This window comes from Pseudomonas sp. (assembly GCF_030696055.1).
Taxonomy (GTDB): domain Bacteria; phylum Pseudomonadota; class Gammaproteobacteria; order Pseudomonadales; family Pseudomonadaceae; genus Aquipseudomonas.
This window is the reverse complement of record NZ_JAUYNP010000329.1, coordinates 21,373-46,470: the sequence shown is the minus strand read 5'-3', so window position 1 is coordinate 46,470 and position 25,098 is coordinate 21,373. Positions and strand designations below refer to the sequence as shown.

Below are 25,098 nucleotides of genomic sequence, written 5' to 3'. Positions count from 1 at the left end.
CCACGGTGCCGATGGCCGCGCCGATTTTCATGGCGTGATGGAAGGAAGCGACTTTGGGTGAGTGACAGCGGGGGCAGTGCAATGACATGGGGAGAACCTTCTTGGTGGTGATGTCATTGCAGTTATGTAGGGCTGAGATTTTTTTGAATCGAATGATGGCGATCAGATCGTGACTAGGGACGGGGCGAGGGGCAGCAATCGCCCCAAAGCTGTCTGTGGTGAATGGCCAAAACCGGCCTAAGGGGACATTCGCGAGGTGTTTCAGCTATTCAGCGGCTAACGCGATAGACCCTACGTCATCCGCAAACAATCCCAAGATGAAATCGCGTACATAGACAATACGTGGATTGCGCATTGAGGTCTTGTTCCAGGCCAGATACAGATTGTTAGCGGGGACGTCTTGGAGTGGAGTCAATAGGTGCGCATCACTGAGCCATCTCGAGGGTTAGCATGTGGCACACTGCTGGCGGAGCTGGTTGGGACAATAATGAAGTAAGGGATGTCGGTATGATCAGAAGGTTCCGGCTGGAGCAGAAGTCTCACTACGAGAGGCTAGTGATTGCTCAGCGCTTGTCGGACATGCTTGAGAAGTTCCTTGATGGGAGGCGCGCTCCACTCGCGATCGGCGCCGAACAGGGCGGTATCGAGGAGTGGGATGACGTCGTGATCCAGCATTCCCCTAACTCCCTTGAGCATCTGCAAGTCAAACGCCAAGCCAGTGATTTCTGCACCAAAGATCCCGACAAGGCAAAGTACTTGGCCAAGCGTGCAAAGAGTGGATCTGCCACTGCTACGCTGCAGCCCGTAGCTGGCCCCAACCCTCCCCCTTTGAATGCACCTCTCAAGCCCAAGAAACCACCACAAGTAGAATCTGTCCTGGATTCAGCGTTCGCTAGCCTCGCGAAGCATGCCAGACAGGGCACATTCGACGCCCTACCCGACCGTCAATTCAAATTGACCCTCGTGGGTGCTAGCCTGAAGGTCAAGGCCGAACTCACCGTCGACCATGTGGATGCTTTATGCAAACTGTGTCGCCAGGACGGACTTGATCTGGACGAACTTGCCAATCGCAAGGACGGCCCCACAGAGCGAACCTATCTTTGGCTCACGACATGGTGTGGGTTCAAAGATTGGGCCCAGATCAGTGACACCCTGCGTCGAGTCACCATAGTCTGCGTTGGCAACGATGCGACCTTGGAGCAACGCTGCGCTGAATCTCTTGGCCGGCACTTTACCGATCCGAAAAGGGCGCTTGAACGCCTGATAACGTACATCACTGGCGAGACATCTGACGTGTCAGCTTTGGGCTGCCATGCGGTAGTCCGAGAGCTCAAGGACGAGCTTCGCCCAGATATCGAAACCTGGGCTCAGTATCTGTTAGGCGACGAAGTTCTGCCGGCCGGCAGGTCATGGTCGTTCGCAGGGACTCATGATCTTGGTGGGGTGGCTCCCCGATCTGCGCAGGGGGTTGTGGAGCACATGTGGAGTAGTCAGCCTGGAAACCGGAAGCTCAGGATATACGCCCCATACACGCCCTCCATCGGAGCAAACCTCACTCTTCCATCAGCAATACTGCGCATGGCTTTGCACCTGCCTAATGGCAGTCAAAGTCTGATGCTAGGCGAACCAACGTGGCGCAGTAGCGTCGGCCATGAAGTCGGGCACACGCTCGGTTGCACAGAGAGCGACCTGAAAAACCTCCCGTGGCTCGAAAACCCTGAGCGTCTTGCGTGCGCGCTGGATCATGAATTCAAGACACAAGGCGCGGCCCGAACGGAAGCTGATGCGCTCGAAAGCGCTATGGACGACCTAATGTGGCAGCGCCTCATTCAAGGCGTCTCTGAAAAGCTTACCGTGATTACAGATCCGGCCCTCGCTGACGCCATGGAAACGGTTTGGCTGGAATGGTTGGACGGATTCGCCAAGAATCCCGAGAGCCGCCGAAAATTTCTGGAACAGCTTCTGTACCCGGAAACGGAAGGGAAAAACGCGAAGCACGCGCTTCGCCTCGGCCCCCGCACCTTAGACTTGCTGGTCACCGCCGTTGAAATTCTGTTGCTGGTTGCGGTTGGGGTCGGTGGAAGCGGCAGCGACTGGGCGTCCTTCCCGGATTGTGGGCAGGTGCTGAGCATCGCGCTTAAGTACTGGTCTGGCCCCGCAGGCAGCGCTCCAGAAGTCCGTGAGCTGTCTGACGATCCTTTGATGATGGTTATCGGCCCTTCCCCTGCTCCGGTCGTAATCCTGTCAGGCGTGAGCGCTTCCCCCTCAGAGCTATTGAATATAGGGATGGCTGACGACGCCGAGGCGGCTACCAGCATGGCGGCAGAGCGCCAGCCGCACCTGCTCGTAACCCGGTCTGGGGCGTTTAATCATCTGCGTAAGGGGAGCCTGGCCTCTGTGCGACAACACTTCACTAAGCAATGGCAAGATCGACTGCTCGCCCGCAAGTCAGCCATCGAGACGAACGCGAAAGGACTCTGAAATGCTAACAATCCCGGAGATGGTTGCGGCCATCTCAAAGCGTGCCGAAGGTCGCTATGAAGTTTTCTCGTCCGATACGTTTGAACTGGCTTCGCCGTCGATCGAGATCGACTCTACTACAGTGCAGCTCAAACGAGTCAATCAGGAAGGTGCGGGCTGGCGGACTGTGTTGATCGCAGCTTTTCCCTTCGATTCGGCAAAAATCCAAGGCGCCTTTCGGTGGGCAGCGGATGTCCGTGACATGCTTGCGGAGCCGCAAACAGCCGACCTCTATATGTTCATGCTCATCGAAGGCATTGCGTCAGAAGACGCAGCTCGCCTCGAGACGGACGATCGCTTCTGCAGAAAGATAGTGGTCAGAGAGCAGGAAGACGTCGGCTCCTTTCTAGACCGTAGTTTCTTGGCGACCCTTTCGCCCTCCGGTAGCTCAGGCAACATCAGCGATCCACTGCTAGCGTCCCTGGGCTCACTGGGCTTGGCGCATTCCTGGGTGGTTCCGCATCTCGAAACGTGGCGAGAATTACTGTTGTCTGGAAAATCAGGCGGTGATATCGCTGAAGCCCTGAAGGTTTCAGCGTTTGGTGAAGAGGACTCTCAATGAAACAGCTGAAGTCCATTACGCTTTCCAACATCCGCAGGTTTGGCGCCGACACCACGATTGAGCTTAGCCGCGGTGCAACCATTCTCCTTGCCCCCAATGGCACCGGAAAGACGGCGATCTTCGAAGCCATCGAGTTCGGTCTCACCGGCAAGATCTCCCGGCTTGGCGAGAATCTTTCACCAATCATTCGAGACACTCAAACCATGGCTCGAGTGAGCCTGGATTTCGGTGATGTGCAAGCCTCTGCTCAGGTGAGCAAAATTGGTGACGTTGAAAGAACGGGCGATCTCAGCCCTCTTTTTCCAGATACAAACCCTGAGGACATTCCATTTCTGCTGAGGCTTACCCATCTGCTTGATCAGCGCGAAGGGGAATGGCTGGTAAAGGCAGATGCCAAAGTTGCAGGCTCTCAGTTGGCCAGGTTGCCGATTGGCAAAGATGGCACCCAGGTAAGCTCTGCCCTTGGCGGCATTCGTCGCGCGCTCACAGAGCAACTGAAACAAGCCAAGAGCGCTCTCGAAACACTCGAAGCAGAATTTGGTGAATGGCAAAGCTTGACCCTTGAACGGGATCTGGCGGCTTCTCAGTCTCAAGGTGCACTTCGTAGCAAAGAAAACATCGCTGAATCCATTTCGGGCATCGCGCGCCAGGCGCAGAGCTTCGAGCAGTTGCCCGCCGGCCTACTGGTGCCGCCACTGGGCCAGGATGGCTTGGAAACGGTGCACGATGCGTTGGAGCAATTGGTACAAGCCAAGCTAGACCGACTTCGTGATCAGATCACGGCGCTGGCTGAGGTTGACGGGCTCATAGGCCGGTTCGTGTCTGAGCAAGCACGTTCTGAGCAGCTTGGGAACGATCTCATCACTGTTAGGCAGGAGCTTGCACAGAAGAAACAAGATCGCGCCTTAGTCGCTGCCAATCATGAGCGACTCCAGCAGGAGTTGGTCGCTGCAGAAGGTGAGCGTGATGCTATTGGTCAGCAGCTCAATCGGCACGTGAATGAGAGTCAGGCCAAAGAGGCGGTCGATCTACGCAAGCAGGTACTGGAGACCGCTGACAAAACTCTGACCAGCGCTGAGTTGGTAGCCTCCACCTTGCGTAGCGAGCATGAAGGCAACGAGCAGCTCGGCGTCCAACATGACCTCATCAATAGACAGCGCAAGGCGTTGCTACAGATAGACGCTGACCTTCTCACCGCTCATCAACTCCTGGAACGCTGGGAGCAGACACTTCAGCACGTTGCAGATGTTACGGGCTCTATCAGTGGTGAAGAAGCGCAAGAGGATGTCCTTCAAGAACAGCTTCGAACCGCAGTTTCGTCCAGGGTATCCGCTGAAGCTGAGGAGCTGGCCGCGAAGAGCCATTACGACACTTTGACCTCAGCCGCTGATTCGATAAGGCAAGCCGTTGCGTCCATCGCGGCCCACCTGCCAAGCGATCGTGGTGACTGCCCCTTATGTGGCGAAGAGCACGGAGCAGTAGGTCTTCATGAACGTGTTGCCAAGGCTTTAGAGGCAATCGACCCCAATGTTGTCGACGCCGAGCGACGCGTCAAGAAGGCAACTGATGCTTTGCGTGAGTGCACAGAGGCGATAACACACGCCGAAGCAGAATTGAGAGCATGCAAGGGTAGGGTTGTTGAACTGAAATTCCAGCAGGCGGGCCTGGCGGCGGACATCGACGGTCTAAGAACCAATGTTCTGCTCGGCGGCGATACGGTACCCCTCGCGAAAGAGTCGATCCGACGTCGCGAAGATGCAAATGCTTCAGCCAAGCTTCTGCTCGACGAGAAGCAGCGTAATCTTGCGCCCCCACTAGCCACCGATGTCTTTGATCAGACCAAAAACGCCTACGATTCGGCTGTTCGTGCATTGGATTCCGCGCGGCAGGGCCGATCAGAGGCCAGCAGCAGGCTCGAACAGGCGACGGCGGCATTGGCAGCAATCACTGCAGACGCTCCGCCAGCGCAAACGCTTGAAGAGTTGTCCTTGGAGCAAAACCAAAATGCCAATCAGATAACTGACCTGAGCGCCAAGGTGACGGCCGAGCAATTCGCCTTGGATCGGCAGCAGGTTCAACTGACCGACGTGACGAATAGGGTATCTGACCTGGAAACACAGCTATCCGATTCCCAATCTCGACTCGCTACTGTCCGAGCTTCCTGGCGCCAGCTATCGTTCCCCGGCGATCCAACTGCCGAGGTTGCGAGCAGTCGAGAGGCTCAGTTGCAGTCCTCCGTCACCGAGCTGGCTCGACACTCAGAAACGCTTCAAACTATCAAAGTCGAGATTGGTGCCTGGGGCAAATTGGAGCAGGCGCGCCTGGCTCAGGGTCTCCTAGATCGTCGGCGCGGCGAGTTGTCGGAGGATGAGTTCACCGCCAATCTTTGTCAGCGAGTAGAGAAAGAACAATCGGGCCAGAAGCGTCTGTCGCTGCTATCCGATGCGATGGACACGCTCAATCAGTACCTATCCACCGAAATCGCTAACGTTCAAAAACACGTGCTCTCCGTGGTGCCGCGATGGCAGGCGCTCTTGAAACGAGTGGTTAGAGAGCAGCGTTTTACCGGAACGAATCTGGATTTTCGCAGCCTCTATAGAAAGGAGCGTGCTGAAGTGTCGGTGCCGCTACACGGGGAATTAGTCCCGGTACCGGCGATAGCCAGTGAGGCGCAGCTGACGGATTTGCAGCTAACCTTCCTGCTGTCAATGGCGCTGGATCATCAGTGGTCTTCCTGGCGCGGCCTGCTTCTAGACGACCCAACCCAGCATCATGACCTGGTACATGCAGCGTCGGTATTCGACGTGCTTCGTGATTACATCGTCGATCATGGTTTCCAGGTCGTGATTGCAACCCATGACGCCCTTCAAGCCCGTTACTTCATGCGTAAGCTACAAAATGACGGGATCGAAGCACGCATATGGTCACTCGCCCCAACCCCTGGGGGCGTTACGGCCTCAGAAAGTCCATGGCCGGGTAGAACTGTTAGCGGTGAGTGAGTAGGAACAGCGCTGAGCGCTAGAAGCGATCTTGTCCGTTTCTTGAGATCGAGTGGTCGCCGCTAAATGAATATCCGGTTTCACTAGACCGCTACACGGCAGCGCGGCGTTTAAGTCAGCGCAGCGCCGACATGCTGGAGGCGAATGTCCGGTTTTGGTCGGATTTTTGCCTGTTGCTATCGACGAGAAGCTCTCTAATCAACGTATCGAAACGACTTTCCTGTCCCTGTTTTCCTTGATGGCTGATACCGACAGATTGCCTGTAGCTGCTTCCTGAACGTGCTCACTCCACCAAGCCATCATCGGGCGTCTGCGTTCGATATATTCCGCTCGGTTGTAAGCGCTGCGAACCTCATCCTTGTCGACGTGGGCGAGCGCTACTTCGATCAACTCAGCATCCCAGCCGTGTTCGTTGAGGATCGTGCTTGCCATTGAGCGCATGCCGTGGCTGACTAGGCGCCCTTCGAAGCCCATGCGCTTTAGTGCCATGTTGGCAGTCTGACTGTTGCAGTGGGTGCGTGGATTACGGTCTGCAGGAAATACGTACTCTCGATGCCCGCTATAGGGTTTGATCGCCTCCAAAAGCGCCAATGCTTGATCAGTGAGCGGCACGATGTGCGTGCGGCGTTTCTTCATGCGTTCAGCTGGGATCGTCCATATTCGCTTTTCGACGTCGATGTCGACCCAGCGCACGGTGGCTGCTTCTGCTGGGCGGGTCATGGTGTTGAGCTGCCATTCGATAAGGCAGCGCGTGGTCCTTTTTATGCTGGCATTGGCAATTGCCACCATGAGCTCTTTTAGCTCATCGGGAGCAAGTGCTGCCATGTTCTTCTTTTTCGGCTTTTTGAAGACGGAGCGAATCCCGGTAAGCGGGTTTGCATGAATCAGTCCTGAGTTGACCCCGTACGTCATTATCTCGTTGAGTCGCTGTGACAGCCGCTTAACGGTCTCAAGGCTGCCTTTGGTTTCGAGTGGCCGAAGCAGGTTGATGACTTGTGGTGCGCTGATGGTTGAGATCTGCGTGGTGCCCAAATCCGGAAACACGTGCAGCGTCAGCGAGCGCCAGATGTCCTCAGCATAAGCAGGCGTGACCGAGTCTTTTTTGAGCTCGTACCAAGCCGTCGCTACGTTCTGAAATGTGTGTTCGGTTTCAGCCTTCTTAGCCTGCTTCAGGGTATCTCGATGCTCTTTCGGATCAATACCAGTAGCCAGGAGCTCCCTTGCCTCAATGGTCATTTTTCGTGCTTGGGCAAGAGACAGCTCAGGGTACGTGCCAAGCCCCATGTTGATGCGCTTCTTGGTTACAGGGTGGTAGTAGTTAAAGTTCCACAGCTTAGAGCCATTGATTCTCACTCGCATCTGAAGGCCGTCACCATCAACCAGGACGTAATCCTTCTCTAAAGGCTTGGCGGCTCTGATCTTGAGTTCAGAAAGGCGAGTAGCTTGAGCGCACATTGGTATTCCACGAGATGTTTTGGTATTCCAAAAATTAGCACCTGAAGGCTTGGAATACCATCTGGAATACCAAAAGACATAGATCTTGCTGGACGCTCACGGACACTGATGGTGCTGAAAGCCCCGTATTTACTGGGTTTCAGGCACAAAAAAAGACGTCCGTGGACGTCTTTAGATGGTGTAATGGTGGAGCCGGGGGGATTTGAACCCCCGTCCGCCAGTTCTCCGCTATCGGTTCTACATGCTTAGCCGTGTCTACTGAGTTAACCCTTGGCCGCCCGACGGGCAGGGTGCTTTGGGCGAGTTGTGTAAGTTTTAGGCGCTTCGTCCACAACGTACTAGGCGACGATTCTGTTCTATATGACAATCATTTCGGGTTTACAGACATCCCCTAATGATTGCTGGAGCCGAAGCTACCAGAAGTGCGACTAGGCTGCTTACGCAGCTAGTTGGGCACCGTAATTGTCATCATTGGCAATTATAGAGTTTTGCAACAGTGGATTTACGAGTTCTGTTACCAACTCGGCATGCCCCTCAAGTTTTGCTACCGGCGTCGAATCCTAATCGGCCCCAAAACTTTTACATCTGTAGCTAAGATGCGAGTGTACGACAAAGGTTCCCCAGCGTCGACCCGGCAATGGCAAAGCGGACGTCTGGGCTCGCGGCCGGCTATGATTAGCACTTTACCAGTTAGCCTGTCTTCTGGATGAGACCTACGTATGCCGCGTGCGTTGCGTTACCCCTTGCGTCAGTGGATCTGGCGCGCCTTTGTACAGAGTGCGCTGATCCCGCTGATTCTCGTGGAGTCGGTGCTGATTGGCGTCTATCTGCTGAGCAATGCGGCGATTCGCGATGCGCAGATCGACCACCTACAGCAGAGTGCGCTTGGGGATCTTGCCGCCGCGGTGGAGCGTGAGGGGCAGGTGATCGACAGCCGCCTGCGTTCGGTCGAGGCGCAGGTACAGATCTTCCGTGATGCGGCGGTGAATGCCCTGCTCAACAAAGATTTCCAGCCCGATGCGCTGGAGCGCCAGCGCCATGCGATGACCGACAGTGGGGTGTTTTATACCCGCAGCGATGATGGCCGGGCCGCCTCCTTCTACGCCAACAGCACGCCGCCGGCGCAGCAGGATCACGCCAAGGCACTGCGCCTGGCGCAGATCGATCCGCTGATGCGTTCGATCCGGGCGGCCAACCCCTTGGTCGCGGCGTCCTACTTCAATAGTTGGGACAGCTACAACCGCATCTATCCCTTCTTTATGACGCCCGAGCAGTATCCCCATGACATGGTGATTCCGGACTTCAACTTCTATTACCTCGCCGATGCCCAGCACAACCCCGAGCGCAAGGTCGCCTGGACCGATGTCTACCTCGACCCGGCCGGTCAGGGCTGGATGTTGTCGGCGGTGGCGCCGGTTTACCGGGGCGACTTTCTCGAAGGGGTGGTCGGCCTGGACATCACGGTGGGGCAGATGCTGGCCGAGATCGGCGAGCTGGATGTGCCCTGGCAAGGCTATGCCATGCTGGTCAGCCGCGATCACAACATCATGGCGCTGCCCCGCGCGGGCGAGGAGGACTTCGGCCTGCGCGAGCTGACCGAGTATTCCTATGCCGAGGCGGTGCGCCGCGAAGTGCTCAAGCCCGAGGATTTCAGCCTGAACAAGCGCGCCGAGATGCAGCCCCTGTTGAAGGCCATGGCGACCGGCCAGGGCAAGGTGCAGGAGGTCATGCTCGGCGGGCGCAGGCAGCTGGTGGCCTGGAGCGAGATCCCACAAACCGGCTGGCGTCTGCTGCTGGTGGTGGATGAGGAGAATATCTTCAGTGAAACCAACCGTTTGGCGACGCGCTATTTGCATATCGGCTACCTGCTGATCGCCGGTCTGTTGCTGTTCTACCTGCTGTTCTTCGCCTGGATGTGGATGCGCTCGCGGCGTTTGAACGAGCAGCTGGTGCGGCCGATTGACGGCATAGTCGGGATGATGCGCCAACTGGGCCAAGGTAATTACCAGCCCAATGTACCGCCCAGCCGGATTGTCGAGCTGAGCAGCATGGCCGAGGCGGTGCTGCACACCGGTGAGCAGTTGCAGCTCAGCGAGAGCGAGCGCCGTGAGGCGCAGCGGATTCTCCAGCTGGTATTGGAAAGCACTACGGAAAGCCTCTGGGAGGTGGATGCGCCGAGCATGACCATCAAACTCAGCGCGCACTTCCTCAAACGCTTCGGCTTGAGCCACGAGCGCATGAGTTTCAGCGAGTTCAACCAGCGCGTGCACCCCAATGATCTGGAGCGCATCCGCCATCTACGCCAGCTGTTCGCCGCCAGCGGCGAGGATCAGTTCGAGGCCGAGTACCGCTATGCCGATGCCCAGGGCGAGTACGCCTGGTTGCTCAGCCGCGGCAAGGTGCTGGAGCGCGATGCCGAGGGCAATGCCCTGTGCATCGCCGGTACCCACGTCGACATCACCCGGCTCAAGCAGGTGCAGGATGATCTGCGCCGCGCCAGCCTGGATGCCCAGGCGGCCAGTCAGGCCAAGAGTCGTTTCCTCTCCAGCATGAGCCATGAACTGCGCACGCCGCTCAATGCGATTTACGGCTTTGGCCAGCTGATCGAGATGGAAACCCAAGACAAGCCGGACGCCCGCCAGGAAGCCGATTACGCCCACGAGATAGTCAACGCCAGCCGTCACCTGACCTCGCTGGTCGATGACATTCTCGATTTGTCGAGCATCGAAAGCCGCAGGCAGCAGCTCAATCTGCAGCCCGTCGAGGTCTGTGCGCTGCTGCAGGGTTGTGCCGAACTGGTGCAGCCGGAAGTGCAGCAACGCCAGCTGCAACTGCAGGTGCTGGCAGACGTCAATGCCGGCCTCTATGTCCAGGCGGATATGCGCCGGCTGCGCCAGGTGATGCTCAACCTGCTGTCCAACGCGATCAAATACAACAGCCCGCAAGGCATGATCAGCATGGGCTATGAAGTGCGCTCGGACTGCGTGCGGCTATGGGTCGAGGACAGCGGCTCGGGTTTGACCGCCGAGCAGCAGGCCAATTTGTTCCAGCCGTTCCAGCGCCTGGGTCGGGAAAATTCCAGCATCCCCGGCACCGGTATCGGCCTGGTGCTGTGCCGTGAGCTGGCCAGCCTGATGGGCGGCGAAATGGGCTTTAGCAGCGTCTCTGGCAGCGGCAGCCGCTTCTGGATCGACCTGCCAGGGGCCGCGGCGCCGTCGCTGCAGAGTGCCCCGGACGCCGCGCAGGAGACCGCGCAATCCAGGCAGTTGGCCGAGGTGCTCTGCGTAGAGGATCACCCGGCTTGCCTGAAAGTGGCCCAGGAGGCCCTGCGCGACTTTGCCGAGGTGCGCGGGGTGGGTTCGATCCAGCGCGCCATGGCCGAACTGGAGCAGTGCACGCCGTCCCTGTTGCTGCTCGACCTGGACTTGCCCGATGGCGACGGCCTGCAGGTGCTGGATGCCATGCGCCGTCATCCGCGCTTGCAGGCCGTGCCGGTGTTGGTGATCAGCGCCGCCGCCGATGAGGCGGTTTTTATCGAGGCGCGGCGCCGCGGCGCCCAGGCCTGCCTGGCCAAGCCCATCGATCTGGCGCAGGTGCGGCGCATCGCCCTGAGCTTGTTGAGGCAGGAGCTTTAACTCACAACTGTTCGGGCTATTCACTGGCTTCGAGTAATTTCAGGGCCTTGCCGAGCACCTTGAGCGATTGGCTGTGATCGCCGGCCTTATGCAGGGATTCGCCTTCGGCGCGTAGCTGGCGCACTTGCGCCAGTACGGCGGCATCGCTCGGTGGGTCGCTTTTCAGCAGGGCATCGATCTTCGCCATATCGGCTGGGCAGTGCATGGCCCAGAGCGAGGTGCTGAGCAGCGCTGTGGCAAGAAAGGCGACTAGGCGGCGCATGGTGGTGCTCCTGTAAACGGCTGGGCTTTCAGTATAGAAAGCGCCCCTGGTGCGCTGCGGCCGTTGGTCTGCTTTCTCGCCGGGGAAAGCCCCGCGGGGCTGGGGATCAGGGCTTGGCGCGGCTGACTCTGTCCACTAGATAGACCAGGCCGTGGTAATCGATGCCGCCATGTTGGCTCAGGCCGATCTCGCAGGTGCGGCTGGTGCTGATGCCTTCTGTGCAATGCTGCACCGCCGACTTCAGGCCGCGCAGGGCGTGGCCGTTGAGCTGCGGGGTGGTAAAGCCCTTGTCGCCGGCAAAGCCGCAGCAGTGAATGCCTTCGGGGATCACCACCTCGCGGGTGCAGCGGCGGACTATATCGATCAGCCCCTGGGCCTCGCCCAGATGCTGGGTGCTGCAGGTCACATGCACGGCCACCGGCTCGTCTTGCGGGGTGATCTCCAACCTGTCCAGCAGCTGCTCGCGGATAAATCTGACCGGGTCATGCAGCTTGAGCCGCTTATCCAGGCCGTCCTGCAGCAGGCGCAGGGTGCAGGGGCTGGTGTCGCAGTAGATGGGATCGAGGCCGCCGCGGCTGGCCTTGAGCAGAGCTTCGATCAGCTCCTGCTTCTTGCGTTCGGCCTGCTCGGCATAGCCCTTGGAGGCGAACGGCTGGCCGCAGCACAGGCTGTCCAGATGGTCCGGGAACACCAGCTGAAAGCCGCCTTTCTCCAGCAGCGCGCGGGTCTTGTCGAGCAGCGGCATCTGCTCGGCATCGCCGGCCGCCGGGCCCATGGCGCGGGATACGCAGGCGGCCAGATAGACCACCCGTGGCCGCGCATCATGATTGGCCGCGGGCAGTTGCAAGCGTTGCAGCGGCTGCGGCATGGCCGCTGTCCATTGCGGCACGCGGCCGTGGCTGGCCTTGCTCAGCGCCGCCGAGGTACGGCTTAGTAAAGGCGCGCCCAGCAGCCGGCGCGCGCCGTTGGCCACCTGCAGCATCATCCGCGCCCCCTGCATGGCGCGCTGGAAGTTATTCGCCAGCCAGTCGGCCGTGCGCGTGTTGCTGGCAGTGCGGGCACGCAGCTGGCGCACCAGATCGCCGGTATTGATGCCCACCGGGCAACGCTGGGCGCACAGGCCGGTGGCGGCGCAGCTGTCGATGCCCTGGTATTGGTAATCGCGCTCCAGGGCCCTGGTGTCGATACCGGCGCGTTTTTTCGCCTGGATATCGCGCCAGATCACGATGCGCTGGCGCGGGCTCAGGGTCAGCCCTTGGGAGGGGCACACCGGCTCGCAGAAGCCGCACTCGATGCACTTGTCGACTATGGCGTCGGCGGCCGGCAGCGGCTTAAGGTGTTTTAGATGGATCTGTGGATCTGCCGACAGCACCACATCCGGGTTAAGGATGCCCTGGGGATCGAGCAGACGTTTGAGCTGCCACATCAGCTGGTAGGCGTCCGCACCCCATTCCAGCTCGACGAAGGGCGCCATATTGCGCCCGGTGCCGTGCTCGGCCTTGAGCGAGCCGCCGAACTCCACCGCCACCAGCTGCGCCACCTCATCCATAAAGGCCGAGTAGCGGGCGATCTGTTCAGGCGTTTCGAAGGCCTGGGTAAACACGAAGTGCAGATTGCCTTCCAGGGCGTGGCCGAAAATGATTGCCTCAAAGTAGCCGTGCTGGTCGAACAGCGCCAGCAGGCGATTGACGCCCTCGGCCAGCTGCTCGATGGGGAAGGTCACGTCCTCGATAATCACGGTGGTGCCGGTCTGGCGCATCGCGCCGACTGCGGGGAAGGTGTCCTTGCGGATTTTCCACAGCAGGTTGTACACGGCCGGATCCTCGCTGAAATCCACCCGCTTCTCCAGGGGGAAGCCTTCGATGGACGCCCCGATCAGTCTCAGCTGCTCGTGCAGCAGGCTCTGGCTGGCCGCGCGGGACTCGATCAGCAAGGCGCAGGCGCTGCCCGACAGGCCCTTGACCCAGTCCGGCATGCCCGGCTTGTCCTGCACCGAGCGCAGGCTGCGCCGGTCCAGCAGCTCCACGGCGGACACCGGCTGGCTTTTCAGCTGGGTCACCGCGCGGCAGCAGCTGTGCACATCGGGGAACACCAGCAAGGCGCTGGCCTTGTGCGGATGGTCGGGCACCGTGTCGTAGGTCACCGCGCTGATAAAGCCCAGGGTGCCTTCGGAGCCGACCAGCAGATGGCTGAGAATATCGATGGGTTGGTCGAAATCCACCAGGGCGTTGAGCGATAGGCCTGTGGTGTTTTTTAGCCGGTATTTATGGCGGATCTTGGCGGCCAGTGCGCTATTGGCGCGGGTCTGCCGCCCCAGCTCGGCCAGCCGTTCAAGCAGCTCGGCGTGGCTGGCCTGAAAGCGCGTCACGCTCAACGGGTCTTCGGTGTCCAGCACTGTGCCGTCGGCCAGCAGCAGACGCATGCCGGCCAGGCTGTGGTAGCTGTTGTGCGCGGTGCCGCAGCACATGCCGCTGGCATTGTTGGCCACTATGCCGCCGATCTTGCAGGCGTTGAGCGAGGCCGGGTCGGGGCCGATCTTGCGCTGGAAGGGCGCCAGCACGGCGTTGGCGGCGGCACCTATGACGCCTGGCTGCAGGCGGATCTGCCGGCCCTGGTCGCGCACTTCCCGGCCATTCCAGTTATCGCCCAGCACTATCAGCACCGAGTCGCTGATGGCCTGGCCGGACAGGCTGGTGCCGGCGGCGCGAAAGGTCACCGGCACCCGGTGCGTGCCGGCCAGCTTGAGCAGTTCGACCACCTCCAGCTCCGCCTCGACGCGGATCACCAGCTTAGGAATCAGCCGGTAGAAGCTGGCGTCGGTGCCGAAGGCCAGGGTCGACAGCGGGTCGTCGAAGCGGCGCTCTTGAGGAATCAGGCGCTCTACGGCGGAGAGAAAGGCGGCAGGCAGGCTCATATGGGCTCCGGAAGGTCTGCTGTTCTGTGTCGGTAGGAGCCAGCTTGCTGGCGATCAGCGGGCTGCAAAAGCATCGCCAGCAAGCTGGCTCCTACAAAGGCGGTGCAACGGCCTGCTCAGTGGCCCAGCTCACGCACCAGCGATTCGGCGCTGATCTCGCTAATCGACTTGGCGCCGGTCAGCACCATGGCCACGCGCATCTCCTTCTCGATCAGCTCCAGCAGGTGGCTCACCCCCGCGCCGCCGGCGGCGGCCAGGGCGTAAATAAAGGCGCGGCCGAGCAGCACGCAGTCGGCGCCCAGGGCTAGCATGCGCACCACGTCCAGGCCGCTGCGCACGCCCGAGTCGGCGAGAATCGCCAGCTGGCCTTTCACCGCAGCGGCGATGGCCGGCAGGGCGCGGGCGCTGGACAGCACGCCGTCGAGCTGACGGCCGCCGTGGTTGGACACCACTATGCCGTCGGCACCGAAGCTCACGGCATCCCTGGCGTCCTGCGGGTCGAGGATGCCCTTGATGACCATGGGCCCGTCCCAGAAGTCGCGAATCCACTGCAGATCCTGCCAGGAGATCGAGGGGTCGAAGTTGTCGCCCAGCCAGCCGATATAGTCGGCCAGGCCAATGGGGTGGCCACGGTAGGCGGAGATATTGCCCAGGTCATGGGGCCTGCCCAGCAGGCCCACATCCCAGGCCCAGCGCGGGTGGGTCATGGTCTGCAGCATGCGCCGCAGCGGCGCGTTGGGGCCGCTCATGCCGGAGTGGGCATCGCGGTAACGCGCGCCGGGCACCGGCATATCCACGGTGAACACCAGGGTGGTGACGCCGGCGGCCTTGGCCCGCTCCAGGGCGTTCTTCATAAAGCCGCGGTCTTTCAGTACGTAGAGCTGGAACCACAGGGGCCGGTCGATGGCCGGCGCCACTTCCTCGATCGGGCACACCGATACGGTGGACAGGGTAAAGGGCACGCCCTTGGCTGCCGCCGCCTTGGCCGCCTGCACTTCGCCGCGCCGGGCGAACATGCCGGCCAGGCCGACCGGGGCCAGGGCCACCGGCATGGCCAGGGTTTCATTGAATAGGCGGGTTTCCAGGCTTAGCTCGGACATGTTCCTGAGTACGCGCTGGCGCAGGGCGATCTCGGCCAGGTCCGCGACGTTGCGCATAAGCGTGTGCTCGGCATAGGCGCCGCCGTCTATGTAGTGGAACAGGAACGGCGGCAGCCTGCGTTGGGCGGCGGCGCGGTAGTCGGTGGCGGCGGCAATGATCATGGCGGTTCTTACCGATGCAAGTGGTAGCGCTGGGTAGTTGCAGCCGGCTCTGGCGAGCTGGAGCGAGACCCGGCAGAAATGGTAGAGGGCGCGCAGTCGCAGCCTGAGGTCAGTGTTGTTAGTGGCGCTGCGGTTGCGGCTCGGGCGCACTCGCAGGCGGGTGGCGGCGTGCCGGGCCGCAATTCGCTGTAAATTGGTAATACCAATTTACATAATGGCCTGGCCAGAGTAAAAGTGCGGGTGCGCCGTTGTCAATTGGCCGGCGTGCCACTTGGGCCTAAGGGCCGCGCCTTGCCTGGCTTGTGGCGGCGCTATAGGCTGGCCGGGAAAGGGCCGCATGCCGGCGTTTGAGGTGGTAAAACCAGTGGAGTGCGGGTTATGGAAGTAGGTCAGGTGCGCCAGCGCCGTTTGTCGGATGACATCGTCAGTCAGCTGGAAACCATGATCCTGGAAGGCACGCTGAAGGCCGGCGAGCGGCTGCCGGCCGAGCGGGTGCTGGCCGAGCAGTTCGGCGTGTCGCGGCCCTCGTTGCGCGAGGCGATGCAGAAGCTGGCGGCCAAGGGCTTGCTGGTCAGCCGTCAGGGCGGCGGCAACTATGTGGCCGAGTCCCTCGGCTCAACCTTTAGCGACCCGCTGCTGCACCTGCTGGAAAGCAACCCGGAGGCCCAGCGCGATCTGCTGGAATTTCGCCACACCCTGGAAGGTTCCTGCGCCTTCTATGCCGCCCAGCGCGCCACCGAGCCGGATCGTCAGCGCCTGGGCGAGGCCTTCGCCGCGCTGCAGGACTGCTACAGCCGCAGCGGCAAGGTGAGCCGCGCCGAGGAGGGCGCCGCCGATGCCAATTTCCACCTGGCCATCGCCGAAGCCAGCCACAACGCCGTGCTGCTGCACACCATCCGCGGCCTGTTCGACCTGCTCAAGCGCAACGTGCTGACCAATATCGGCGGCATGTACGCCCAGCGCGACGAGACTCGCGACATGCTGATCGAGCAGCACCGCGCGCTCTACCAGGCGATTATCGAGGGCCGCGCCGAAGACGCCCGGCAACTCTCCAACCGGCATATCGACTATGTGCAGGAAGTGCTGGCCGAAGTACAGCAACAGGCGCGCCGCGAAGAGCGGGCGCAGCGCCGAGGGACGTCGCCGCGCTAACCCGCGGTCCTGCGCCAGGTAAAGGCTGAGCGGCGGCTCGCGGTCTGGCTACACCCAAGGCAGTCGCACGACTGGAACCCCGTCTGTGAACTTGGCTGCGAGTCTCGATTGCCAGGCTTAACGCTAAATTAAGTCGCAAAATATTTATCTCGGGCTTAGCCTGCGTTTTCCTTTCGCAGTGCTTTGCCTTTTCTGCGTCAGCAGCAAAACATGCCCTTAAGCGCCATACGCTCGGAGATAGCTATGCCCCCTATGGATACTGAGCAACAACTGGCGGCCCGTCTGGCCATTGTGCAAAACCCCGAGGCGCAGGACTGCACGGTCTACCGCGCCGATGACAAGGACCCGCAAGCCGAGGAAATCGATCTGGGCGACGCCAAGATCCTGTTTAGCGGCCAGTTCCAGGCCCCGGCGGATTGGGACGCGGCCGAGCGCGAGGAGTACTTCGGCGACAGCGAGCCCGAGTTGTTTCTTAACGCGCGCATCGAATGCGAAGCCAAACCGGGCTCGACAGCGTATTTCACCGTGGATGTGGGCGACTATGTGGCGACCATGCCGGGCCTGGGCGAGGTGCTGATGTATTACGTGCATGACTACCTGGAGGACGACAGCGGCTGCACCTATGTGCTGATCCGTGATGAAGAGGTGCTGGACTAAGGTATTCGGTTGCAGTCGCGGCCTGGACGCGACTGCAACCGCGATAGACCGCCTATCAGTTTTTCGTCCTGTAGTACCCAGCTATTACCCGCACAGGGCGTGGCGGTACGACACTGAAAGCTACTCAAACCACTAGAGGGAGCAGGCATATGGCGGCGAAAAAGATTCTGATGCTGGTTGGCGATTACGTGGAAGACTACGAAGTCATGGTGCCGTTTCAGGCGCTGCTGATGGTCGGTCACCATGTGCATGCGGTCTGCCCGGATAAGACCGCCGGGCAAAGTGTGCGCACCGCCATCCACGACTTCGAAGGCGAGCAGACCTACAGCGAAAAGCCCGGGCACAACTTCGCCCTGAATTTCGACTTCGCCCGGGTCAAGGCCGAAGACTACGACGCCCTGTTGATCCCCGGTGGCCGCGCCCCCGAGTACCTGCGCCTGAACGCCCAGGTGTTGGAACTGGTGCAGGCCTTCGATAAAGCCAAAAAGCCCATCGCCGCGGTGTGCCACGGCGCTCAGCTATTGGCGGCGGCGGGCGTGCTCGAAGGCCGCGAATGCAGCGCCTATCCGGCCTGCGCTCCGGAAGTGAAACTGGCCGGCGGTAGCTATATCGACATAGCCGTGGATCAGGCCCATGTGCAAGGCAATCTGGTCACCGCTCCGGCCTGGCCGGCGCACCCGAACTGGTTGGCGGCTTTTCTGCTGCTCTTGGGCACCGTGATCAGCCTCTAAGGCTTTGCTTCTAGCGGTGGGGCGGCAGTGCGCTGTTCCCCGCGTACTGGTTAGGCGTGATATATGCCCGAAGCTGTAAGCTCTGAGCCGTTCTATGCGTTGGCAGCGGCTTTAAAGGAGAGCGGCTTTAGCGCTCACGGCAGCCGTCTGGAAAGCATTCTCGATGGCACCTGGACCACTTCATCGGAGCTTATTGCCGAGCTGGGTGTAGCGGTGCTGGCCATCCGCAAAGAATGTCGGCCGCTTAACTCCGCGCAAAAGGCCTTGCTCAAGGAATGCCTGCGCCAGGTACGTAAAGCCTGGCCCGGCTTCGGCTGGTTTAGCTGGCTGCCCTTCCGCTGGTAATGCTCGGGCTTGTGGCGGGCAGCTGTGCAGTAGGTTCCACCTGTTCAGGTGCCGCGGGCCGGGGCATTCACGCGCCCTTAAACCTGTTCAATAGATGAGGGGCAATAGCATGTGCGAACTCTATGTCAAAGCCGACCCGATTCTCTATGAGTCGCGCTCGCGCTCGTTGCGCATCCGCGGCGTGGTCACCACCCTGCGGCTGGAAAACCAGTTCTGGGACATCCTGCGCGAGATCGCCGAAGTCGACGGCATGACCACCAACCAGCTGATCAGCAAGCTGTATGACGAGGTCATGGAGTACCGCGGCGAAGTGGTCAACTTCGCCTCCTTTCTGCGCGTCAGCTGCACCCGTTTCCTCAGCCAGCGGCCGAGCAATGTGCGCGAGCTGTCCTTGGCGCAGCGGGCGCAATAGCACGCGCTGCGCCCCTTGTCGGTAAGCGCTGGCGCTTAGAAGCTGTTTCGGATCTCGCGAGCTAGAGCGAGACAAGGCAAAAACAGCCGAGGAAGCGGAGTTTACTGGCTGTAAATGAGCATTCCGAGGCTGTTTTTAACGCAGTATCGCCGACGCGCAGCAGATCCGAGACAGCTTCTTAGGCGAACGCCAGCACCTCATGCAGTGGCCTGCGCACTTTTTGCGGCCAGTTGCCGGCGGCCGGGTAGCCGGTGGTGACCAGCATGACCGGCAGCTCATTGGCCGCCAGGCCGAACTCCCGCGCCACGCCTTCGGCATCGAAGCCGCTCATGGCCCCGCTGGCCAGGCCCATGCCTTGCGCCGCCAGCATCAGGGTCATGGCGGTGAGGGAGGCCGAACGCAGCGCCTCGTCGCGCTGCAGCTGCGGATTGCCCGCGTGCGATTCGCTGGCCATGGCCACCCAGCCATCAAGGGTGGCGGGCGGCAGGATGCCGGCGTCGACTGAGGGCTGCAGCCTCTGCGGCAAGGTCTCGTGGGCCGCCAGGGTGCCGCAGATGATAAAGGTCACGGGGGCATCCAGGACCTGGCGCTGCTGGTAGGCCACGGCATGCAGGCGGGCCTTGGCAGCGTCCGAACGCACCGCGATAAATTTCCAGTTCTGCAGGTTGTAGGCCGTAGGCGCACGGGTGGCCAGCTGCACCAGCTCGCGGATAAGCGGCTCGGGCAGATCGCGACCGGCCTGGTAACGGGTGGTGGAAACCCGTGATTCGATAAGCTCCTTGATGGCAGTGTTCATAGCATTCTCCGTTGCACAGGGGTTTCTAGAGTGGGTGAATCGGTTGGTTTTTTCTTGGCCGGCGCGCCTGGGGTTGAGGCCCATTGCACCGCGAGGATACTGCCCAGCACGGTGATCAGCCCCAGCAGCGCCAGGCCGGTGATGCTCTGCCCCAGCAGCGCCCAGCCCAGCAGCACGGCCACCAGCGGGCTGAGCAAACCCAGGGAGGACACCGCCACCGGCGCCAACCGGGCAATCCCGCGAAACCACAACCCATAGGCCAGCAGCGCGCCGAACAGCGACAGGTAGGCGTAACCCAGCCACTGGCTGAGGCTTAGGCTCGGTAGCGGCGGATCGACCAACCAGGCCACCGGCAGCAGCAACAGGCCGCCCACCAGTAGCTGCCAGCCGGTAAAGGCCAGCAGCGGTAGCGCCGGCTGCCAGCGCCGCGTCAGGTAGTTGCCGGCCGCCATGCAGGCGGTGCCGATAAAGGCCGCGGCTATGCCGAGCGGGTCCCAGGAGGCGCCCGGCGCTAGCAGCAGCGCGGCCATCCCGACTATCCCCAGCACGCTGGCGCCGACTGCCAGATAAGCAGGACGCTGGCGGTCCAGCGTCCACACCAGGCCCGTCATCAGCAGCGGTTGGATGGCCCCGACCACGGCAGCCAGGCCGCCGGGCAAACGGTAGGCGGCGACAAACAGCAGGGCCTGGAAGAAGCCGATATTCAGCGCCGCCAGGATCAGCAGGCGCAGCCAATCGGCGCGCTTGGGCAGATGCCGGCTGTACAGCACCAGCAACAGGCCGGCCGGCAGCGCGCGCAGCAAGGCGGCGGTAAAGGGCCGGTCCGGCGGCAACAGTTCGGTGGTGACTATATAGGTCGAGCCCCAGATGGCCGGGGCCAGCGCCGTGCTCAGGACATCCAGCCAGGAGCTGCGGGTGCTTAACTTGCCCATGTATTTATCTCGCATTCAAGATAAACTAGAGGCTAGTAGTGATTTATCTTGAGTTCAAGATAAATCTTCGAGAGGTGAGCAAATGGCAATCCAGCGCCAGGCCGATGCGGTCGACATGATTCTTCAACAGTGGCGGCGCGAGCGCCCGGATCTGGACGTCAGCCCCATGGGCACCATTGGCCGGATCAAGCGCTGCTCGGCGCTGCTGCAGCGTGAGCTGGACAAGGTCTTCAGCGCCTTTGGCCTGAGCGCCTGGGAGTTCGATGTGCTGGCCACCCTGCGCCGCTCCGGCGCGCCTCATTGCCTGGCGCCGACCGCGCTGTTCTCGGCCCTGATGATCACCTCCGGCACCATGACCCGGCAGCTGCAACAACTGGAGGCCGCCGGCTGGGTCAGTCGCACGCCCAACCCCAGTGACGCGCGCAGCCTGCTGGTGCAATTGACCCCGGCCGGGCTGGAGCTGATCGACCGCGCGGTGACCGCTCATGTCGCCAACGAAGCGCGGATTCTCGCGCCTATAGCCGCGGCACAGCTGGCGCAGCTGGATGAGCGGCTGTCGGAGCTGTTGACGGTTTTGGAACCGGCGACCGAGTGATTGCCGAGCAAAGCCAGGCCGGGCAGCGGTCTGGCGACTAGATGAGGTTGAGTGATGAACAACGAATTGCGGATCGAAGATATTCAACTGGGCGAGGGCAAGGCGGTGGTCAAAGGCGCCTTGATCACCACCCAGTACAACGGCTTTCTCGAAGACGGCAGCAAGTTCGATTCCTCCTATGATCGCGGCAAAGCCTTCCAATGCGTGATCGGCACCGGCCGGGTGATCAAGGGCTGGGACCAGGGCCTGATGGGCATGCGCGTTGGCGGCAAACGCAAACTTTTCGTCCCAGCTCATCTCGGCTATGGCGAACGCCAGTTCGGCGCCCATATCAAACCCAATTCCAATCTGATCTTCGAGATCGAGCTGCTGGAAGTGCTAACAAGGGATGATTGAAACTGACAAAGCGGGGCTTGCTGCCTCATGCCCTATGGGACTGGCGGGTTGGTTCGGCCAGAAGCAGGTAAAAAGGGGTCGTCAAATAGTGCTGGCTCGCTAATATGAATCAGCTAGAAAAATGCAGCCTGACAGGAGTCTGGAGCTATGGAGATCAACCCGGGATCTTCTCTAAGAGAAGCAGTAACTCAGTTCTATCAGCAGCATGGCTTCCCAGTTGATGGCGGTATCAACGCCGAAAGGTGGTCACCTTTCGGCTGTCGGGATTTGAAAGTGTATCTTCCCAACTTCGCATGGCGGCGCAAGGCCATTCCTTTTCATGATCTCCACCATGTGTTGACCGGTTATCCACTGCGTCCAAGCGGTGAGTTCGAGATTGCGGCTTGGGAGTTTGCAGCCGGCAGATACCCCAATCCGCTCACCACGCTTTTCTGCATTCCGTTGTTAAGCATGGGGGCATGCTTGGTACCCAAGCGCACCTTCTCAGCCTTTGTGCGCGGTAAGCACAGCAAGACGCTTTATGCCGGCTGGAGCTACGAGCAACTTCTCGATAAGAGCGTGGCGCAGATCAGGGCAGAGATACTGCCCAATGGCCCAGTTTCAGCGAAGCCCCGACACTACCTCGAATATCTGGTGCTCGTTGCCTGCTCGGCTTGCGTGATAGCCCTACCTTTTCTCGCACTCTATGTGGCCTTCTCGGAGATAGTTTGATGTCTACTCATGCCGGTGCCGCAGAAGGTGCCTTCAAGGTCAATTCTTTAATATTGGACAACGGTGCCAGCCCGCTGACTGGAATCATTGTCTGGGACACATGGCGCTCTCTGTGGAACAGCTTCATTTTCTCCACGGCGCTTATATTGGCCCCGCTGTATTTCAGCTGGGGAGCGCTCCTGGTGTTCCTGCTGCTCAGTGCTGCAACCCTCTGTGCGGGACATTCGGTGGGTTTTCATCGACGTCTTATCCACCGCAGTTTCAAATGCTCGAAAGGCCTTGAGCGTTTTCTCGTGTGGATGGGAACCATAGTCGGGATAGGCGGCCCCCTTTGGACAATCCGTACCCATGACACCCGTGACTGGTCGCAACGCCAGCCGGCTTGTCACGATTACTTGGCCCACCGCCAAGGGTTACTCAAAGATGCTTGGTATAACCTGCACTGCAAGTTTGTTCTCGATCATCCGCCTGGGTTTGATCCTGGGAAGGAGATATTGGAAGACCGGTTCTACCAGTTTCTTGAGCGAACTTGGATGCTGCAGCAATTGCCGATAGCTATCGTCCTGTACGTGATCGGCGGCGTGCCGTGGGTCATTTGGGGAATATCGGTAAGGGTGGCTGCTTGCACCACCATGCACTGGTTTATTTCATATTTCGCCCATACGCGGGGACCGCAGAGCTGGGAGGTGGATGGCGCAGGTGTGCAGGCGCATGACGTCCCCATTGCCGCGATACCTACCTTTGGTGAGAGTTGGCACAACAATCATCATGCGTTTCCCGCTTCTGCTCGTCACGGGCTGTACCCTGGGCAAATCGATCTAGGCTGGCACTTCATTCAATTGTTGCAACGACTCGGTCTGGTCTGGGAGGTCAATGTGCCGAGCACCCTGCCACCGCGGCAAGGAATAACAGCTTTGAGAGAAGGTGCGGAATACATCATGCACCGAGCCGATGAGCGTTAAGCGAGGTAGTCTGGATGGCCATTGGTGGAAAACGTTCTGCGGTTTTCCACCCTACGTTGACTTGAGTGGCGTGTAGGGTGGACAACGCTTGCTTGTCCACCAGCTTCTGCGATTGGCCAAAAGCTGTATCCCACCATACCCATCCCCCAAAACAACAAACCCGGCACTAGGCCGGGTTTGTTGTTTATGCAGCAGCGCTTACTTGATCTCGACCGCCAGGCTGTCGTGAATCTTCTTCTGCCAGATCGCCGGTCCGGTGATATGTACCGACTCGCCTTTGGTGTCGACTGCCACGGTGACGGGCATGTCTTTCACTTCGAACTCGTAGATGGCTTCCATACCCAGTTCGGCGAAGGCCACCACGCGCGACTTCTTGATCGCCTGGGCCACCAGGTAGGCGGCGCCGCCGACGGCCATCAGGTACACGGCCTTGTTGTCCTTGATCGCTTCGATGGCGATCGGACCGCGCTCGGACTTGCCGATCATGCCCAAGAGGCCGGTGCTTTCCAGGATCTGCCGGGTGAACTTGTCCATACGGGTGGCGGTGGTCGGGCCGGCAGGGCCTACCACTTCGTCACCGACCGGATCGACCGGGCCGACGTAGTAGATAAAGCGGCCTTTCAGGTCAACCGGCAGCTGCTCGCCCTTGTTCAGCATGTCGACCATGCGCTTGTGCGCGGCGTCGCGGCCGGTGAGCATCTTGCCGTTGAGCAGCACGGTCTCGCCCGGTTGCCAGCTCTGCACGTCTTCCGGGGTGATGGTATCGAGGTTGACGCGGCGCGCGCTCGGGCCGGCTTCCCAGACGATTTCCGGGTAGGCGGAAAGATCCGGCGCTTCCAGCTCGGCCGGGCCGCTGCCATCGAGCACGAAGTGGGCATGACGGGTGGCGGCGCAGTTGGGGAGCATGCACACCGGCAGCGAGGAGGCGAGGGTCTGGTAGTCCATGATCATGCCTTCGAGCACAGTGGTCAGGCCGCCCATGCCCTGGGCGCCGATGCCCAGCTGGATGACGATGGCGGACAGCTCGAGGCGCAGCACTTCGATCTTGTTCTGCGGGCCGCGGGCTTTCAGCTCATGGATGTCGATGGACTCCATCAGCACTTCCTTGGCCATCACCGCGGCTTTCTCGGCGGTGCCGCCGATGCCGATGCCGAGCATGCCCGGCGGGCACCAGCCGGCGCCCATTTCCGGGACGGTCTTGAGTACCCAGTCGACTATCGAGTCGGACGGGTTGAGCATGGCCATCTTCGATTTGTTCTCGGAGCCGCCTCCCTTGGCTGCGACGTCCACTTCCACTTTGTCGCCGGGGACTATTTGATAGTGGATCACCGCCGGGGTGTTGTCCTTGGTGTTCTTGCGGGCACCGGCCGGGTCGGCCAGGATCGAGGCGCGCAGGATGTTTTCCGGCAGGTTGTAGGCGCGACGCACGCCTTCGTTGATCATGTCGTCGACGCTCAGGGTGGCGCCATCCCAGCGCACGTCCATGCCGACGCGGACGAATACCGTGACTATGCCGGTGTCCTGGCAGATCGGCCGGTGGCCGGTGGCGCACATGCGCGAGTTGATCAGGATCTGCGCCATGGAGTCGCGCGCGGCCGGGGATTCTTCCTTGAGGTAGGCCTCATGCATGGCCTGGATAAAATCCACGGGGTGGTAGTAGGAGATAAACTGCAGGGCGTCGGCGACGCTCTGGATCAGGTCGTCTTGCTTGATCACGGTCATGCTTGGCGCTCCTTTTTGTATAGGGTAGGAGTGGGCAGGAACTTCGAGGGGCGCCGAACCATAACCCGGCGCGCTGTT

General features: G+C 60.6%; 20 protein-coding genes and 1 other RNA gene. 13 read left to right on the top strand and 8 right to left on the bottom strand.

The window, feature by feature from the left end; all coding sequences use genetic code 11:
- The first annotated feature begins 507 nt into the window (after positions 1 to 507).
- The 3 genes from Q8Q83_RS20030 to Q8Q83_RS20020 are packed head-to-tail and all read left to right on the top strand — an operon-like array spanning position 508 to position 6,081.
- Positions 508 to 2,481 carry an ABC-three component system protein gene (locus Q8Q83_RS20030; RefSeq protein WP_305625886.1) on the top strand — a complete coding sequence of 658 codons (1,974 nt, stop codon included), beginning with the start codon at positions 508 to 510 and terminating at the stop codon, positions 2,479 to 2,481.
- Between the two features lies 1 nt (position 2,482).
- A complete protein-coding gene (locus Q8Q83_RS20025; protein WP_305625885.1) occupies positions 2,483 to 3,082 on the top strand; it encodes an ABC-three component system middle component 1 in 600 nt (199 codons plus the stop codon).
- Positions 3,079 to 6,081 carry an AAA family ATPase gene (locus tag Q8Q83_RS20020; protein WP_305625884.1) on the top strand — a complete coding sequence of 1,001 codons (3,003 nt, stop codon included), beginning with the start codon at positions 3,079 to 3,081 and terminating at the stop codon, positions 6,079 to 6,081. Before Q8Q83_RS20025 ends, Q8Q83_RS20020 begins: the two co-directional genes overlap by 4 nt.
- Positions 6,082 to 6,279: 198 nt before the next feature.
- On the opposite strand, the gene Q8Q83_RS20015 is transcribed toward Q8Q83_RS20020, so the two are convergent.
- A complete protein-coding gene (locus Q8Q83_RS20015) occupies positions 6,280 to 7,536 on the bottom strand; it encodes an integrase domain-containing protein (RefSeq protein ID WP_305625883.1) in 1,257 nt (418 codons plus the stop codon).
- A gap of 184 nt (positions 7,537 to 7,720) precedes the next feature.
- Positions 7,721 to 8,108, bottom strand: a transfer-messenger RNA (tmRNA) gene (gene ssrA, locus Q8Q83_RS20010).
- A gap of 147 nt (positions 8,109 to 8,255) precedes the next feature.
- On the opposite strand from ssrA, the gene Q8Q83_RS20005 reads away from it, so the two are divergent.
- Positions 8,256 to 11,171: an ATP-binding protein gene (locus Q8Q83_RS20005; protein ID WP_305625882.1), complete on the top strand. Its 2,916-nt coding sequence runs from the start codon at positions 8,256 to 8,258 to the stop codon at positions 11,169 to 11,171.
- A 16-nt stretch (positions 11,172 to 11,187) separates the two neighbouring features.
- Here Q8Q83_RS20005 and Q8Q83_RS20000 read toward each other — a convergent pair whose 3' ends face one another.
- The 3 genes from Q8Q83_RS20000 to lldD all read right to left on the bottom strand — a co-directional run bounded on the left by Q8Q83_RS20000 (position 11,188) and on the right by lldD (position 15,609).
- Positions 11,188 to 11,433 (bottom strand): hypothetical protein, encoded by a 246-nt coding sequence (locus tag Q8Q83_RS20000; RefSeq protein ID WP_305625881.1) that lies wholly within the window; start codon positions 11,431 to 11,433, stop codon positions 11,188 to 11,190.
- 106 nt (positions 11,434 to 11,539) lie between these two features.
- Positions 11,540 to 14,347, bottom strand: coding sequence for an FAD-binding and (Fe-S)-binding domain-containing protein (locus Q8Q83_RS19995; protein ID WP_305625880.1), 2,808 nt, complete (start codon positions 14,345 to 14,347; stop codon positions 11,540 to 11,542).
- A 116-nt stretch (positions 14,348 to 14,463) separates the two neighbouring features.
- Positions 14,464 to 15,609, bottom strand: coding sequence for an FMN-dependent L-lactate dehydrogenase LldD (lldD, locus tag Q8Q83_RS19990; RefSeq protein WP_305625879.1), 1,146 nt, complete (start codon positions 15,607 to 15,609; stop codon positions 14,464 to 14,466).
- A 378-nt stretch (positions 15,610 to 15,987) separates the two neighbouring features.
- On the opposite strand from lldD, the gene Q8Q83_RS19985 reads away from it, so the two are divergent.
- The 5 genes from Q8Q83_RS19985 (at position 15,988) to Q8Q83_RS19965 (ending at position 18,906) form a co-directional block, all read left to right on the top strand.
- A complete protein-coding gene (locus Q8Q83_RS19985) occupies positions 15,988 to 16,761 on the top strand; it encodes an FCD domain-containing protein (RefSeq protein WP_305625878.1) in 774 nt (257 codons plus the stop codon).
- 243 nt (positions 16,762 to 17,004) lie between these two features.
- Positions 17,005 to 17,418 (top strand): hypothetical protein, encoded by a 414-nt coding sequence (locus Q8Q83_RS19980; protein WP_305625877.1) that lies wholly within the window; start codon positions 17,005 to 17,007, stop codon positions 17,416 to 17,418.
- 149 nt (positions 17,419 to 17,567) lie between these two features.
- Entirely contained in the window at positions 17,568 to 18,149 is a 582-nt protein-coding gene (locus tag Q8Q83_RS19975) for a DJ-1/PfpI family protein (RefSeq protein WP_305625876.1), read from the top strand.
- 63 nt (positions 18,150 to 18,212) lie between these two features.
- Positions 18,213 to 18,494, top strand: a complete 282-nt coding sequence (locus tag Q8Q83_RS19970; RefSeq protein WP_305625875.1) for a hypothetical protein — start codon at positions 18,213 to 18,215, stop codon at positions 18,492 to 18,494.
- Between the two features lie 109 nt (positions 18,495 to 18,603).
- Positions 18,604 to 18,906: a ribbon-helix-helix domain-containing protein gene (locus Q8Q83_RS19965; protein WP_305625874.1), complete on the top strand. Its 303-nt coding sequence runs from the start codon at positions 18,604 to 18,606 to the stop codon at positions 18,904 to 18,906.
- A gap of 178 nt (positions 18,907 to 19,084) precedes the next feature.
- Here Q8Q83_RS19965 and Q8Q83_RS19960 read toward each other — a convergent pair whose 3' ends face one another.
- Positions 19,085 to 19,702 (bottom strand): nitroreductase family protein, encoded by a 618-nt coding sequence (locus Q8Q83_RS19960; protein ID WP_305625873.1) that lies wholly within the window; start codon positions 19,700 to 19,702, stop codon positions 19,085 to 19,087.
- Positions 19,699 to 20,634, bottom strand: coding sequence for an EamA family transporter (locus Q8Q83_RS19955; protein WP_305625872.1), 936 nt, complete (start codon positions 20,632 to 20,634; stop codon positions 19,699 to 19,701). Before Q8Q83_RS19955 ends, Q8Q83_RS19960 begins: the two co-directional genes overlap by 4 nt.
- Before the next feature lie 82 nt (positions 20,635 to 20,716).
- Between Q8Q83_RS19955 and Q8Q83_RS19950 the strand changes: the two genes are divergently transcribed.
- The 4 genes from Q8Q83_RS19950 (at position 20,717) to Q8Q83_RS19935 (ending at position 23,298) form a co-directional block, all read left to right on the top strand.
- Positions 20,717 to 21,229: a MarR family winged helix-turn-helix transcriptional regulator gene (locus Q8Q83_RS19950; protein WP_305625871.1), complete on the top strand. Its 513-nt coding sequence runs from the start codon at positions 20,717 to 20,719 to the stop codon at positions 21,227 to 21,229.
- 54 nt (positions 21,230 to 21,283) lie between these two features.
- Entirely contained in the window at positions 21,284 to 21,625 is a 342-nt protein-coding gene (locus Q8Q83_RS19945) for an FKBP-type peptidyl-prolyl cis-trans isomerase (RefSeq protein WP_305625870.1), read from the top strand.
- A 147-nt stretch (positions 21,626 to 21,772) separates the two neighbouring features.
- A complete protein-coding gene (locus tag Q8Q83_RS19940; protein ID WP_305625869.1) occupies positions 21,773 to 22,336 on the top strand; it encodes a hypothetical protein in 564 nt (187 codons plus the stop codon).
- Positions 22,336 to 23,298 (top strand): acyl-CoA desaturase, encoded by a 963-nt coding sequence (locus Q8Q83_RS19935; protein WP_305625868.1) that lies wholly within the window; start codon positions 22,336 to 22,338, stop codon positions 23,296 to 23,298. The genes Q8Q83_RS19940 and Q8Q83_RS19935 overlap by 1 nt, the downstream gene beginning before the upstream one ends.
- A 198-nt stretch (positions 23,299 to 23,496) precedes the next feature.
- On the opposite strand, the gene Q8Q83_RS19930 is transcribed toward Q8Q83_RS19935, so the two are convergent.
- The gene (locus Q8Q83_RS19930; RefSeq protein ID WP_305625867.1) at positions 23,497 to 25,020 is read right to left on the bottom strand and encodes a fumarate hydratase; all 1,524 of its coding nucleotides are present in this window, start codon (positions 25,018 to 25,020) and stop codon (positions 23,497 to 23,499) included.
- Between the last annotated feature and the right edge of the window lie 78 nt (positions 25,021 to 25,098).

Coding starts and splice junctions, on each gene's coding strand:
- Q8Q83_RS19980 (WP_305625877.1), top strand. CDS start 17,005: ATGCCCCCTATGGATACTGAGCAACAACTGGCGGCCCGTCTGGCCATT.
- Q8Q83_RS19950 (WP_305625871.1), top strand. CDS start 20,717: ATGGCAATCCAGCGCCAGGCCGATGCGGTCGACATGATTCTTCAACAG.
- Q8Q83_RS19960 (WP_305625873.1), bottom strand. CDS start 19,702: ATGAACACTGCCATCAAGGAGCTTATCGAATCACGGGTTTCCACCACC.
- Q8Q83_RS20000 (WP_305625881.1), bottom strand. CDS start 11,433: ATGCGCCGCCTAGTCGCCTTTCTTGCCACAGCGCTGCTCAGCACCTCG.
- Q8Q83_RS20020 (WP_305625884.1), top strand. CDS start 3,079: ATGAAACAGCTGAAGTCCATTACGCTTTCCAACATCCGCAGGTTTGGC.
- Q8Q83_RS19970 (WP_305625875.1), top strand. CDS start 18,213: ATGCCCGAAGCTGTAAGCTCTGAGCCGTTCTATGCGTTGGCAGCGGCT.
- Q8Q83_RS20015 (WP_305625883.1), bottom strand. CDS start 7,536: ATGTGCGCTCAAGCTACTCGCCTTTCTGAACTCAAGATCAGAGCCGCC.
- lldD (WP_305625879.1), bottom strand. CDS start 15,609: ATGATCATTGCCGCCGCCACCGACTACCGCGCCGCCGCCCAACGCAGG.
- Q8Q83_RS19985 (WP_305625878.1), top strand. CDS start 15,988: ATGGAAGTAGGTCAGGTGCGCCAGCGCCGTTTGTCGGATGACATCGTC.
- Q8Q83_RS19955 (WP_305625872.1), bottom strand. CDS start 20,634: ATGGGCAAGTTAAGCACCCGCAGCTCCTGGCTGGATGTCCTGAGCACG.
- Q8Q83_RS19975 (WP_305625876.1), top strand. CDS start 17,568: ATGGCGGCGAAAAAGATTCTGATGCTGGTTGGCGATTACGTGGAAGAC.
- Q8Q83_RS19965 (WP_305625874.1), top strand. CDS start 18,604: ATGTGCGAACTCTATGTCAAAGCCGACCCGATTCTCTATGAGTCGCGC.
- Q8Q83_RS20005 (WP_305625882.1), top strand. CDS start 8,256: ATGCCGCGTGCGTTGCGTTACCCCTTGCGTCAGTGGATCTGGCGCGCC.
- Q8Q83_RS20025 (WP_305625885.1), top strand. CDS start 2,483: ATGCTAACAATCCCGGAGATGGTTGCGGCCATCTCAAAGCGTGCCGAA.
- Q8Q83_RS19935 (WP_305625868.1), top strand. CDS start 22,336: ATGTCTACTCATGCCGGTGCCGCAGAAGGTGCCTTCAAGGTCAATTCT.
- Q8Q83_RS19995 (WP_305625880.1), bottom strand. CDS start 14,347: ATGAGCCTGCCTGCCGCCTTTCTCTCCGCCGTAGAGCGCCTGATTCCT.
- Q8Q83_RS19940 (WP_305625869.1), top strand. CDS start 21,773: ATGGAGATCAACCCGGGATCTTCTCTAAGAGAAGCAGTAACTCAGTTC.
- Q8Q83_RS19930 (WP_305625867.1), bottom strand. CDS start 25,020: ATGACCGTGATCAAGCAAGACGACCTGATCCAGAGCGTCGCCGACGCC.
- Q8Q83_RS19945 (WP_305625870.1), top strand. CDS start 21,284: ATGAACAACGAATTGCGGATCGAAGATATTCAACTGGGCGAGGGCAAG.
- Q8Q83_RS20030 (WP_305625886.1), top strand. CDS start 508: ATGATCAGAAGGTTCCGGCTGGAGCAGAAGTCTCACTACGAGAGGCTA.